Below are 13,419 nucleotides of genomic sequence, written 5' to 3'. Positions count from 1 at the left end.
AGGTCACGGCTGGCCAATAGGAGAATTCATCATGTCACTCATTCTTGAGCTTGCCCAAGCCTTGCAATCGTCGGCACTGGGTGTGGCGCTTGCCGAATCGGCGTATGCCTTTCCGCTGATCGAGGCCATTCATTTGATCGGTTTGTCCGTGTCGGTCGGGCTTATCTTCCTGATTGACCTCCGACTGGTCGGCGTCATCCTGAAAAAGGTTCCGATCCCCGACCTGCTGCATCAGCTACGCGGCCTTGTTATCGGCGGCTTTGTGGTGATCTTCATTTCCGGCTTCCTGCTTTTCTGGTCCGAGGCGGCGACCGTCATCGTCAGTCCGGCTTTTCCCGTGAAGTTCCTGTTCATCGCGATTGCCGGAGTCAATGCACTGTATTTCGAGTTGAGACTGGCGCGGCAGCCCCCGGTGCTCGAGAACCATGCCGTTTTGCCGGCCAATATCCGCTATGCCGGTCTGGCCTCGCTGTTTTCGTGGGGGGCTGTGATTATTGCCGGTCGTCTCATTCCCTACCTTCCCTGAGCCTGGCGAGTCGGGTTATTCAATTTTCGGAGAAATTCCATGTCAACCTTAGAAGTGCTTACCGCATTGCAGAATAGCCCCCTGGGCTATGCGATCGGCAAGACGGACCATCTGGTCGGTGCTGCGGCCCAAGTTTTTCATGTCTTGGGGTTCGTCTTCCTGCTGGCTTCCGTCATTCTCATCAACCTGCGTCTAAGCGGCTTTGCCCTGACTGGGCTATCCATCCCGCAGGTCGCCAAGGAACCGACGCGGCTGATCTGGGCAGGCCTCGCCTTTGCCGTTATCAGCGGAATTCTGATGTTCCTTTCGGCGCCGCTCCTTTACTACACCAACCCGGCATTTGTCGCGAAGATCTGGCTGCTGGCTGCTGCCGTGCTTCTGCAGGTCACCCTGTATCGCCGGGTGACTACCCGCGAGAACCCGAATCCGGTGCTGGCCAAGGTGAGCGTGGTGCTCTCCATCCTTCTCTGGTTCGGTGTCGGCGTGACCGGTCGCGCTATTGGCTTCATTTAAGGATATCGCGATGAATACTTTGACCCGGCGCCTGCTGCTGTCGGCTTTTCTGCTTGGGGGGCTGGCTGCTTGCGACAAGCCGGCATCGCCACCTGAGATCGCTGGCCCGGCATTCAAAACGACGGCTACCGTTCAGGATCTGATGGTATCCATCGTCGATCCAGCGGCCGACGGGGTGTGGGAGGCGGTCGGCACGGAGTTGAGCAAGGATGGCCTGGTGGAGAAACAACCGCGTACCGATGAGGAATGGCTGGCAGTTCGCAAACAGGCCATTACGCTCGTCGAGTCGGCCAACCTGCTGCTGATTCCGGGGCGTGCCGTGGTCGCTGCCGGAGGCAAGGTGGAGGATGCCCATGTGCCGGGTATTCTCTCTGGCGACGAGTCGCAACAGGCAATCCGCAAGGATCAGGCCGGCTTTGCCGGGGAGGCGAATCGTTTTCACGATGTCGCCGAACTTGCCTTGAAGGCGATTGATGCGAAGAGCGTGGCCGGACTGCTGGAGGCCGGCAGCCGGATTCAGCAAGCCTGCGAAAGCTGCCACGTCAAATTCTGGTACCCGAATGCCAAGAAGCCACCGGCTTGATCGGCGGCCGTGGCAATACATTTCAACGATCTGACCTGGAGAAATCGAAGTATGAAAAAGAACCAACTGCTCGCCTGCGCCGCGTTGCTGTGCGCCGCGTCGAGCGTGTTTGCCCAAACCGCTCCGGCCACTCCCGCGCCGCCGGCCCGCGGCCCATCATTTGAACTGGCGCTTGAAGCCGCCCAAGCGGCTATCGACTCCTGCAAGGCACGTGACCAGAAGGCTGCGGTCAGTGTTGTCGATTCCGCCGGTGTCCTGCGGGTGCTGCTGGCTACCGACGGTGCGTCGTCGCGCGGTGTCAGTTCCAGTACCAACAAGGCGGTGACGGCGCTGACTTTCAAAGCGCCGACCAGCCAATTGGCTGAGCGGGTCAAGACCGACAAGGAACTCGCCGACAAGATTGCTGCCAACACTAACTTCAATGCCCGTGCCGGTGGTGTGCTGTTGTCGGTGGGCGGTGAAGTCGTTGGTGCCGTCGGTGTCGGTGGTGCTCGCGGCAGCAATGTCGATGAAGAGTGTGGCCTGGTCGGCGTGCAGAAGATTCAAGGGCGCCTGCGCTGATCGGTATTTTCGGTTCAACTCGGCAAGTGATCATGGTCAGGGTGATGCAATTTGTTTCACGATTCCTGCGGCGTCGCACCGGCTGGCTGGTGCTGGCCGGGCTGACCATGAGCGGTGCCGAAGCGGCCGGTACGCCGCCGGCTTCGGTGACTACGCCACATATCCGGGCAACGCTGGTCGCTTCGCTCGATGCGGTGCAGCCGGGATCTGAAATCCAGCTCGGCATTCAGCAACAGATCATTCCGCATTGGCATACCTACTGGCGCAATCCGGGCGACTCCGGGGTGCCCACCCGGATCGACTGGGTGTTACCGAAGGGGGCTGAAGCGGGGGAAATCCAATGGCCGGTACCGGGGCGCATTGCCATGGGGCCGGTGACCAATTATGGCTACGAGGGCGAAGTAACACTGCTGAGCCGGCTCAAGGTGCCTGCCGATATTCCTGTGGGCGGGCATTTTGTCCTGCGGGCCACGGTCAACTGGCTGGTTTGTCAGGAAGAATGCATTCCCGAGGAGGTCGAACTCGGCCTCGCTCTGCCGGTAGTGGCCAGCAATCCCCAAAGTGGGGCGGGCAGCCCGGTTATCTCGCGGGCGGTCGGTCGTTTGCCGCTGGCCGCGCCGGGCGAGAGCAGTTTTGTCCGGACCGAGGACGGCTCGTTGCAACTCCGGTTGGACAGCGAGCGCATCGCCCAGGCGAAAATTAGCAGTGCTTGGTTCTATCCCGAACAGTGGGGCACGATCAACCACAGCGCAGGACAGCACTTTGCCGTCGACGGCCGGGTGCTCAAGCTGAATTTGCCGGCCACTAGCGCTTCGCTTGCGCAGGGCGAAAGGCTGCGCGGTGTGCTGGTCATCGGCGAGGCGATGCCGGATGGCGAACGTCTGGTCGGTTTCGAGCTAGTAGCGCCGGAGGCTTCTGCCACCGGCAAGGAGGAGCTTGGTGTCGCGGCCGCGATGCTGTTCGCCTTTCTCGGCGGCATCGTCCTCAACCTGATGCCCTGCGTCTTCCCGGTGCTGTCGATCAAGGCGCTGTCCTTGCTGAAACACGCCGAATATTCGCCGCTGCAGAAACGCTTGCAGGGCTTGGCCTACACGGCCGGGGTGTTGTTCAGCTTCGCCTTGCTGGCCGGCGTACTGATCCTGCTCAAGGCTGGCGGCCTGGCAATTGGCTGGGGCTTTCAATACCAGTCGCCAATTTTCGTCCTCATCGTCGCTTATCTGATGTTCGGTGTCGGCCTCAATCTGTCCGGCTTGTTCACCATCGGCGCTTCGACCGTCGGTGTCGGCTCCTCGCTGGCCGCACGCGGCGGTTACAGCGGCAGTTTCTTCACCGGCGGGCTGGCAACCATCGTCGCCACGCCATGTACTGCGCCGTTCATGGGCGCCGCCATCGGCTACGCGCTGAGCCAGTCGGCGCCGGGGCTGCTGGCGATTTTCCTCAGTCTCGGGCTGGGCCTGGCTTTTCCGTATTTGTTGTTGACCACCTGGCCACGTTTGCAGCGTCTGTTGCCAAGGCCCGGTGTCTGGATGGAGCGGGTCAAGGAGGCGCTGGCTTTCCCAATGTACGGTGCGGCGGTCTGGCTGGTCTGGGTGCTGGCCCAGCAGGGCGGGCCGAATGCCGTTCTGGTCGCGCTTGGGGGCATAGTGCTGATTGGGCTGGCCGGCTGGTTGTATGCGGTGACACGTCGGGGAAGTTCATGGACCCGGCACGGCGGCGCGGGCTTTGCGGCACTGGCTGTTTTCGTCGCGCTGGTCGGTGGCGGTTTCGGTGTCGATGCCGTGGCTGTACTGTCTGGATCCCCTGTCGCCAGCGAGGCCAGCGAAAAACACTGGCAGCCATATTCGGCAGAACGGTTACGCGAATTGCGTCAGGCCGGGAAGCCAGCATTCGTGAACATGACCGCTGCCTGGTGCATCAGCTGTCTAGTCAACGAGCGGGTAGCCCTGAGCGATAGCTCGGTAATCGAGGCTTTCAAGGCCAGCGGCACCGTCTACCTGAAAGGTGACTGGACCAATCAGGACCGGCAAATCACGGCCTATCTCGGTGAGTTCGGGCGAAGCGGCGTGCCGCTCTATGTCTATTACCCGCCGGGGGCCGACAGCAAGCCGGTCGTGCTGCCACAGTTGCTGACCCCCGACACGGTCCGTCAAACCTTGCTTCCCGTTTTATCCCCAACTATCCAGAAGGAGTCTTCATGAAACTCAACCCTTTTTTGGGGGCGACCGCACCCCATAGAAAATCCGTTTGGGCCATAGCCGCCGGCCTTTCCTTTGCGCTCGTCACGAGTTCTGCCTGTGCCGTGGCCAATCTCGACCAGCCGGCACCGACTTTCAGTGCGCCGGCCGCCAGCGGCGGCACGATCAGCCTTGAGCAGTATCGTGGCAAGACCGTGGTGCTGGAATGGACCAACCATGATTGTCCGTTCGTCAAGAAGCATTACGAGAGCGGCAATATTCCATCCTTGCAGAAGGATGCCGTCGGCAAGGGCATCGTCTGGCTGCAGGTGATTTCCTCGGCGCCGGGCAAGCAGGGACATGTCGACGGCGCGACCGCGCTCAAGCTCAACGCTGATCGCGGCGCGGCCCCGACCGGCACGGTTCTCGATCCCGACGGCAAGGTCGGTCGGCTCTACGAAGCGGTCACGACGCCGCATATCTTCATCGTCAATCCGGACGGTAAGCTGGTTTACAAGGGCGGTATCGACAGTGTCGCTTCCAGCAAGAAGGACGATATCGCCAAGGCCGACAATTATGTCAAGCTGGCGCTGAACGATCTGGCCGGCGGCAAGAAGCCTGCCCATGCCAGCACCCAGCCTTACGGGTGCACCGTCAAATACGCCAATTGACGGTTGGGGACATGCCCCGACTCGAGAACAAAACGGGCACCTGAGAGTGCCCGTTTTTTGTCTTCGCCGCCGATCAAAATGCGTATTCGGCTGCCTTGTATAAACAAATAAAAATAACATCGTTTTACTGTCGGATGGCCTTCCGTAAATTGAAGGTTCCATAACTAGACAGGGAATTCGCAAATGCAGTTCAACAACACCCGCCGCGGCCTGATTGCACTGGCTCTTGGCCTTGCCTTCGGCGGCAACGCCTTCGCTGACGTCAATCTGCTCAACGTCTCCTACGATCCGACGCGCGAACTCTATCAGGAATACAACGCTGCCTTTGCCAAACACTGGAAAGCCAAGACCGGCGAAACGGTGACCATCAAGGCCGCCCATGGTGGTTCCGGCAAGCAGGCCCGCGCTGTCATCGACGGTCTGGATGCCGATGTTGTCACGCTGGCTTTGGGCGGTGATATCGATGCAGTGGCCAATGCCAATCTGCTGGCCAAGGACTGGCAGAAGAAATTTCCGCTGAACGCCTCGCCGTATACCTCGACCATCGTCCTCCTCGTCCGCAAGGGCAACCCGAAGGGCATCAAGGACTGGGGCGATCTGGTCAAACCGGGTATTGAGGTTGTTACCCCGAATCCGAAGACATCCGGCGGCGCCCGCTGGAATTATCTGGCTGCCTGGGCTTATGCTAAGCAACTGCCGGGTGGCAGCGATGCCTCCGCCAAGGAATTCGTCAAGAAGCTCTATGGCAACGTCAAGGTGCTCGACTCCGGCGCGCGTGGCTCGACGACCACCTTCGTCGAACGCAACATCGGCGACGTGCTGATTGCCTGGGAAAACGAAGCCTACCTGTCCGTCAAGGAACTCGGTCCGGACAAGTTTGAGATCGTCACCCCGTCCGTCTCCATCCTGGCTGAGCCGCCGGTCGCCGTGGTCGACAAGATCGTCGACAAGAAGGGCACCCGCAAGGTCGCAACCGAATACCTGAACTACCTGTATTCCGCAGAAGGTCAGGACATCGCCGGCAAGAACTTCTACCGTCCGACCGATGCCAAGGTTGCTGCCAAGTATGCCAAGCAGTTCGCCAAGCTGAAGCTGGTGACCATCGACAAGGAATTCGGCGGCTGGACCAAGGTGCAGAAGGACCACTTCGACGATGGTGGCGTCTTCGACCAGATCTACATCAAGTAAATTTTGTTGCGGGATGGGCGGCACTTGAGGGTGCTGTCCGGAAAGCCCCGGTTGGCCAGTCGATGGCCGAGCCGGGGCTTCGTTTTTTCAAGTTGATCACGTAAAAATTATGCGATGCAAACCTTTCATCCTCGCCATGCTGTCAGCTATTGCCGCACCGGTCATCGCGGCGGGAATTCCAACGCTACAGGAAGTCAGCGTCAGTACCGTGGGCCAGAGTCTGGCCGGCGTGGCAGATTCGGCCAGCGAAGGCACGATCACAGCCAGGCAACTGGCCAATCGTCCGCTATTGCGCCCAGCCGAGGTCATGGAAGCGGTGCCCGGCATGATCGTCACGCAGCACTCCGGGGACGGCAAGGCCAATCAGTATTTTCTGCGCGGCTTCAATCTCGATCATGGCAGCGACTTCGCAACACATCTGATGGGCATGCCCGTCAACATGGTCAGCCACGCCCATGGCCAGGGTTACATGGACCTCAACTTCCTGATTCCCGAACTGGTCGGTAGCATCAAATACCGCAAGGGTGTCTATGCTGCCGAGGAAGGCGATCTGGCGGTGACCGGCAGCGGGAGCATCGATTACCTGCGAAAACTTGACAAGAGCTTCGTTGATATCGGCCTCGGGCAGCACAACTACCGGCGCCTTGTGGCAGCAGGCAGCCACCAGCTTGGTGAGCTCAGCCTGCTTGGGGCGGTCGAGGTGGCCGGTAACGATGGCCCGTGGGATCAGCCGGAAAAGCTGGACAAAAATAATGTCGTACTACGCCTGAGTTCGGGTTCGACCAGCAACGGCTTTGCGCTCACCGGCATGGCTTATCAGGCCGATTGGACGGCAACCGAACACGTGCCGGAACGGGCCATGGCCAGCGGCGAAATCAGCCGCTACGGCGCCCTTTCAGCGACTGATGGCGGCAAGACGCATCGTTACAGTCTGTCCGGTGAATTGGCAAAAACCACCGAGTCGGGCGCCAGCAAGGCCAATCTGTATGTGATCGACTACGCTCTCAACCTGTATTCAGCCCCCTCCGGCTTCATCAACGGCGAGCAGGGCGACCAGCATGAGCAGGCTGATGAGCGCACGGTCTGGGGCGGGCAGGGGAGCCACACCTGGTTTCTCGGAGCTGACTGGAGGGATACGGAGCTGATGGCGGGCGTTCAGCTACGCCATGACCGCATCGGAAAAGTCGGGTTGTACACTACGGAGAACCGCCAGCGAACCGGCACGGTCCGTGAAGAACGCATCGAGGAAACTGCCGTGGCCGCGCTTTTCGAGGCGCGGACGCAATGGACCGACTGGCTGCGGAGCAGCCTCGGCCTGCGCCGTGATCAGGTTTCAGCCAAGGCGACGGCGCTCGGCGGCCTGTTCAACATGGACAACGGTGGCAACGCCAGCGCCGGCCAGACCAGCCCCAAGCTAGCCATCACCCTGGGCCCCTTCGACCTGCTCGGCAAGACCGAGTTCTACGCCAACTGGGGCCATGGTTTTCACAGCAACGATGCGCGTGGCGCGACGGCGCGAACCAATCCGCAGGACGGCAGCGCAGTGACGGCCGTCCCGCTGATCGTCAAGGCCAAAGGCAGCGAGATTGGGCTGCGCGCTGCGCCATTGCCTGGCTGGAATAGCAGCTTGGCACTGTGGCAGATGGAATTGGATTCGGAGTTGGTCTTCATCGGCGACGAAGGCGTGACCGAGCCGAAGGGCGCCTCGCGCCGGCATGGCGTCGAGTGGTCGAATTACATCACACCAGCCGATGGCTGGATCGTCGATGCGGATCTCGCCTGGTCGCAGGCCCGCTTCAAGGAGCCCAACCCGGACAACGGCGGTCGCCATGTGCCAAATGCCATTCCGCTGACTGCATCGATTGGCATCAGCGCCGATAATGGCGGGGCCTGGTTTGGCGGCGTGCGCCTGCGCCATCTCGGCGCCTACGCCTTGGAAGAATCGGCGACCCACAAATCGACAGCCTTCTGGATGACCAACCTCAAGGCCGGCTACCGCATCAGCCCGAACCTGCAAGTGAGCTTCGATGTGCTCAACCTGTTCGACAAGAAGGCCAACGACATCGAGTACTGGGGCGGCGCTTGTACGCGCAGCGAAACGCTGGCCGGTACTTGCGGCGGCGGTATCGATGGCCGGCTGGTTCATCCGTTGGAGCCGCGTACCCTGCGGGTCGGCCTGCGGGCCAGTTTTTGAGTCTGGAACGGCCGGTTTTGGTGAGTATTGCAGCAATCGGAATAAGCAAAGACGAATAAATTGGTTATCGATCTTGTCAGCGCTCTCTAAGCTTTCGGCCTATCAACAGAGTTTCGGAGTTCTCATGATTGCAAGGTTTCGACGAAATATCTCGGGCGCTAGCAGCGAGGTGGCGCGATGAGCAATCGCAATGCCTTGCCCGGGTTCAATCTATCCCTGGGCTACACGTTGACCTGGCTATCGCTGATTGTCCTCATTCCGCTGGCCGCGGTGTTCATCAAGACGGCCGAGCTGACACTGGAGCAGTTCTGGTTTGTGGTCACGACGCCACGCGTCATGGCCTCGTACAAATTGACTTTCGGCGCCTCGCTGGCCGCCGCGGCAATCAATGCCGTGTTTGGCATGCTGCTGGCGTGGAGTCTGGTGCGCTACACCTTTCCCGGCAAGAAAATTGTCGATTCGCTGGTCGATCTGCCATTTGCGCTGCCGACGGCCGTGGCCGGCATTGCGTTGACCGCGCTGTGGGCTGGTAATGGCTGGATCGGCCGCCTCATCGAACCGCTCGGCATCAAGGTCGCGTTCACGCCGCTCGGTGTCTTGCTGGCCCTGGTTTTCATCGGTTTGCCCTTCGTCGTGCGAACGGTTCAGCCGGTGCTGGAAGATCTCGAAGTCGAAATCGAGGAGGCGGCAACCAGCCTCGGGGCAAATCGCTGGCAGACCATCAGCAAGGTGATCTTCCCGACGCTGTTTCCTGCGCTGCTTACCGGCTTTGCACTGGCCTTCGCGCGGGCGGTCGGCGAGTACGGCTCGGTGATTTTCATCGCCGGCAATATTCCGCTGGTTTCCGAAATCACGCCGCTGATGATCATCACCAAACTGGAACAGTATGACTACCGCGGCGCGACAGCCATTGCCGCCGTCATGCTGGTCGTTTCCTTCATCCTGCTCATTACCATCAACAGCCTCCAGGCATGGACGGCGAAACGTACCGGAAAGTCAAAATAATGGCTGGCGCAATTTCCCTCCATCTCAGTCAGGCCCACGCCGAACGCTACGAGAGCAATCCGGCGACGCGGGAAAGCAACTGGGTCAAATGGACCATCATCGGCATTTCGCTGACCTTCTTCGTCCTCTTCCTGCTGCTGCCCTTGATCGTTGTCTTCTACGAGGCACTGCGCAAGGGCTGGGATGCCTATCTGGCCGCGTTGATCGAACCGGATGCGCTGAGCGCGATCAGGCTGACCCTGATCGCCGCCCTTATCTCGGTACCGCTCAATCTAGTTTTCGGTGTCGCGGCAGCGTGGTTGATCGCTAAGTTCGATTTCCCCGGGAAGTCCTTCCTGATTACCCTGATCGACCTGCCGTTCTCTGTCTCGCCGGTTGTTGCCGGTCTGATCTTCGTCCTCGTCTTCGGGCGAACCGGCTGGCTGGGGTCGTGGTTTATCGACAACGACATGAAGGTCGTTTTCGCCGTTCCCGGGATCGTACTGGCCACCATCTTCGTGACTTTTCCATTTGTCGCGCGGGAATTGATTCCGCTGATGGAGGCGCAAGGCAAGGATGAGGAAGAGGCTTCGACGGTACTCGGCGCCTCCGGTTGGCAGACCTTCTGGCATGTCACCATTCCCAACGTCAAGTGGGGCCTGCTCTATGGCGTGATTCTCTGCAATGCCCGGGCCATGGGCGAGTTTGGCGCGGTATCGGTGGTCTCTGGGCATATCCGTGGGGAGACCAACACCATGCCGCTGCATATCGAGATCATCTACAGCGAGTACAAATTCGCTGCCGCTTTCGCCGTGGCCTCGCTGCTGGCGATCCTTGCCTTGCTGACGCTGGTGATCAAGAGTTTCATCGAGTGGCGGGCCGCTCAGGGAAGCAAGGAGGACGTGCCGGCCGAGACTTGATGGCGTCGCCGTGGTTTGGCGGAGTTCAAAAAAGCCGCTCTTCGATACGTTTTCGAAGGGCGGCTTTTTTTCGGCGGCGATCTCGTTGGCGGCTGCTGCCAGCGCAGCATGTTGATCGTGTCGCTGTGGCCGGAGCAGCAGCACCGGCTGGAACAGGGCTGATGCTGGTCGATGCAGGGCCTTGCCAAGCGACTTTGTTGTTTTATGAAATATTCTATAAATCAAATAGTTGGATTGTTTTTTGATTTTTCCTGGCAGCCGTAATGGCGCGTTCTGAAGCAGGCACAGTCGTTGCGAAAGGGGTTGTTACGTAACGTTTTGTGACCTTCAGAGAGGATCGGTAATGTCAGTAACAACATCGTCCATCTCGCTGTCTTCGAGAAAGCGGGTGGGGTATTCAGGGGGGGCCGGGAGCGAGCTTTGGCCAAGCTTCAAAGTGCGTGCGAGCACGCTTGCCGTGATGGCGGGACTCGCATTTCTCGGGTCGGGGCAGGCTTATGCGGCCGACGATGGCAAGGCACTGACGGAGCTGCAGGCCGAAAACCTCCGCCTGAAGAAAGAAATCGAGGCCCTGAAACAACGCGCCAATGGCGCCGCGGCGGTTGGCGTGCCGGCAACGGTCGTTTCCGGTGGGGACGCGACCTCCGCTGTTACCAAGCCGAATGTACCGGTACAGGCCGGCGATGACGGCGTAGTCGCATTCGACAAGGTCATCGTCACCTCACGCAACCGCGAGGAAATTGCTCAGGACGTGCCTTTGCCGGTGACGGTTCTGGGCGGGGATCGACTCGACCGCGAAGACATCAAGTCGATCTATGACTTGCCGTCCAAAGTGCCGAATCTGCAGCTCAACAATCCGGGTGAAAATGCCCGCAAGGTCAGCCCATCGATTCGCGGTTTGGGCCGGGGCGGGGCGAATGATTCGATGGAGCAAAGCGTCGGCGTCATTGTCGACGGCGTCACGCTGTACTACTCGGGTCAGGCCTGGGCTGATTACGTCGACCTCGATCGCATCGAAGTCCTGAACGGACCGCAGGGCACGCTGATGGGAAAGAATACCTCGCTCGGCGCGATCAATATCCTGACCAAGGCGCCGAGCTTCAGGAAAGCATCGACGTTCGAACTGTTTACCGGCGATCAGAACACCCTGAGCGGGAAATTTTCGTCGACCGGCGCGCTGGTCGACGGCTTGCTGGCTTATCGGGCCAACTTCGTGGCCGACCGCAGCGATGGGATCTATACCAATACCTATCAATCGATGGGCCACTCAAAGGAAACCTGGCGTGAAAGCAACAAGCTGGCAGGTCGTTTCCAGGTGTTGTGGACGCCGAGCGAGGATCTGACGGGGCGCTTCATCTTCGACAAACTTCGTTCCGATGAGCGGGTGAATACCGGCAATACGCTGGTCTCGAACGGTCCGACGACTTACGCCGACGGTTCGGCCCGGCCGACGGTGACGCCATTCAGTTATGCGCCGACCGGCAGCTATGCGAACTATGGCTATCTCGGCCAGTTTGCCCGCAAGGCGGCCTGGTTCCACAATGCCAACGGCAGCGTCTATCAGCCGCCGCTGAATACGACGGATATCCAGAATTCCGAAGCACGTCCACAGATTACCAATCAGTGGGGGCTCGCGGGTACGTTTGACTGGCGCGTCGCCGACCATACGCTGACCTCAATCACCGCTTACCGCTATCAGGATTTCGATATCAAGAATGGCGGCCAGTATGGCCAGTTCTACGTCAACAACGGTGGTCAGCAACTTTGGAACGAGCAGTTTTCACAGGAGTTGCGTTTCTCTTCGACGCCCAGCCCGGCGAAGAAGCTCGACTATCAGGCCGGCCTGTATTACCTGAAAGCCCGTGTCTATAGCGATGACCCAAGTTACTACGGGCAGGATGCCGGGGCTTGGTATGCCAAGGACAATCAGTTCACCAGCCTGATGGGAAGCGCCGCCGGACGCGCCTTGCTCCAGGCATCGCTGAACGGTGTCTATCAATCCCGCGTGACGGATGCCCGGGTCGAAAGTCTCGCCGCTTACGGTCAGGCCGACTGGCACCTGACCGAGAAGGCAACGCTGACCTTCGGCGTCCGCCAAACCCAGGAAACCAAGGAAAACCGGGTTTCCCACCAGATCGATCGGCCCGGCGAAAACCTGGCGGCGCTTGGTACCTCTCTCGGCCTTGCCGCCAACAGCCCGCTCATTACAACAGCCCAGGCAATTCGCGATGGCCAAGTGTATTCCGCGTTCGACTGGCGCAACGGTAACCCGATCAAGGCGTCTTTGACGGCATGGAACGTTGGGCCAAGCTACAAAGTGAACGACGATGTGCTGCTCTATTCGTCATACGGCAAGGGCGTCAAGTCCGGCTTCATCTTCTTCGGCACCGATGGCGCGGCAGATGAAACTCAGATCAAGCCTGAGGAGACCTATGACCTGGAATTGGGTTTCAAGAGCTTGTTGCTGAATCGCAAGCTGATGTTGAATGCCAATGCCTATTACACCACCATCAAGAACTACCAGGCTTCCTGGCGCCGCGAGAATCCGGCCTCACCGGGTTCCTTTGTCAGCGGTTGGGGCAACGTCGAGAAGATCGGAGCCAAGGGGTTGGAACTGCAAACGGCCTATCAGTACAACAGCCGTCTGTCGCTTGATTTCAATGCCGCGTACAACATTGCGAAGTATGAAACCGAGTGGTTGGCGCAGGTTCCTGAAATCTCGGCGACCAAGTATTTCGACCTGAAGGGCGAGCAGGTGACCAATGTACCGAAGCTGTCCCTGAGCTACGGTTTCAACTACCAGGCGCCGGTTGCCGGTTATCTCGGGCGGTTCAGCTTGAGCAACAGCTATCGCTCGGGTGCTTACCTCAACGACAACCACGCTTCCTTCTCCTATCAGGAGGCCTATACCGTGACCAACCTCGGCATTGGTCTGGGTGCGCTTGATCGAAGCTGGGAAGTCTCGGTGCTTGGCCGCAACGTGCTCGACAAGGAGTACTACACCAGTGCCAGCACCTGGTCGAGTACGGCAGCCCAGACGGTTACCTGGGGATCTCCGCGGACCTGGATGCTGGTCTTCAAATCGAAGATTTGATCGGCCGCATT

Annotated in this window: 12 protein-coding genes; all 12 read left to right on the top strand. The window is 59.6% G+C overall.

Annotation, left to right across the window (positions count from 1 at the left end; genetic code table 11):
* The first annotated feature begins 31 nt into the window (after nucleotides 1–31).
* Nucleotides 32–526, top strand: a complete 495-nt coding sequence (locus tag ACLIKD_RS08550) for a DUF6644 family protein (RefSeq protein WP_428827975.1) — start codon at nucleotides 32–34, stop codon at nucleotides 524–526.
* A gap of 39 nt (nucleotides 527–565) precedes the next feature.
* Nucleotides 566–1,039, top strand: a complete 474-nt coding sequence (locus tag ACLIKD_RS08545; RefSeq protein ID WP_428827974.1) for a DUF6644 family protein — start codon at nucleotides 566–568, stop codon at nucleotides 1,037–1,039.
* A gap of 10 nt (nucleotides 1,040–1,049) precedes the next feature.
* A complete protein-coding gene (locus tag ACLIKD_RS08540) occupies nucleotides 1,050–1,622 on the top strand; it encodes a hypothetical protein (protein WP_428827973.1) in 573 nt (190 codons plus the stop codon).
* Between the two features lie 51 nt (nucleotides 1,623–1,673).
* A complete protein-coding gene (locus ACLIKD_RS08535; protein ID WP_428827972.1) occupies nucleotides 1,674–2,183 on the top strand; it encodes a heme-binding protein in 510 nt (169 codons plus the stop codon).
* Nucleotides 2,184–2,227: 44 nt separating this feature from the next.
* The gene (locus ACLIKD_RS08530) at nucleotides 2,228–4,381 is read left to right on the top strand and encodes a protein-disulfide reductase DsbD family protein (RefSeq protein WP_428827971.1); all 2,154 of its coding nucleotides are present in this window, start codon (nucleotides 2,228–2,230) and stop codon (nucleotides 4,379–4,381) included.
* Nucleotides 4,378–5,028, top strand: a complete 651-nt coding sequence (locus ACLIKD_RS08525; protein ID WP_428827970.1) for a redoxin domain-containing protein — start codon at nucleotides 4,378–4,380, stop codon at nucleotides 5,026–5,028. The genes ACLIKD_RS08530 and ACLIKD_RS08525 overlap by 4 nt, the downstream gene beginning before the upstream one ends.
* A gap of 183 nt (nucleotides 5,029–5,211) precedes the next feature.
* Nucleotides 5,212–6,216: a sulfate ABC transporter substrate-binding protein gene (locus tag ACLIKD_RS08520; protein ID WP_226470777.1), complete on the top strand. Its 1,005-nt coding sequence runs from the start codon at nucleotides 5,212–5,214 to the stop codon at nucleotides 6,214–6,216.
* Between the two features lie 109 nt (nucleotides 6,217–6,325).
* Complete coding sequence (locus ACLIKD_RS08515; RefSeq protein WP_428827969.1) at nucleotides 6,326–8,410, top strand: TonB-dependent receptor; 2,085 nt, start codon at nucleotides 6,326–6,328, stop codon at nucleotides 8,408–8,410.
* 177 nt (nucleotides 8,411–8,587) lie between these two features.
* A complete protein-coding gene (cysT, locus tag ACLIKD_RS08510) occupies nucleotides 8,588–9,415 on the top strand; it encodes a sulfate ABC transporter permease subunit CysT (protein WP_428827968.1) in 828 nt (275 codons plus the stop codon).
* The gene (gene cysW / locus ACLIKD_RS08505; protein WP_226414302.1) at nucleotides 9,415–10,314 is read left to right on the top strand and encodes a sulfate ABC transporter permease subunit CysW; all 900 of its coding nucleotides are present in this window, start codon (nucleotides 9,415–9,417) and stop codon (nucleotides 10,312–10,314) included. Before cysT ends, cysW begins: the two co-directional genes overlap by 1 nt.
* A gap of 15 nt (nucleotides 10,315–10,329) precedes the next feature.
* On the top strand, nucleotides 10,330–10,476 hold the full coding sequence (locus tag ACLIKD_RS08500) for a hypothetical protein (protein ID WP_428827967.1): 147 nt from the start codon (nucleotides 10,330–10,332) through the stop codon (nucleotides 10,474–10,476).
* Nucleotides 10,477–10,774: 298 nt separating this feature from the next.
* Nucleotides 10,775–13,408, top strand: a complete 2,634-nt coding sequence (locus ACLIKD_RS08495; protein ID WP_226470775.1) for a TonB-dependent receptor — start codon at nucleotides 10,775–10,777, stop codon at nucleotides 13,406–13,408.
* The last annotated feature ends 11 nt before the right edge of the window (nucleotides 13,409–13,419 follow it).

The organism is Azonexus sp. IMCC34842, assembly GCF_050368855.1.
In the GTDB taxonomy this organism is placed as follows: Bacteria; Pseudomonadota; Gammaproteobacteria; order Burkholderiales; family Rhodocyclaceae; genus Azonexus; species Azonexus denitrificans_A.
The sequence above is the reverse complement of the archived record's forward strand: the minus strand, read 5'-3'. Positions and strand labels throughout refer to the sequence as shown.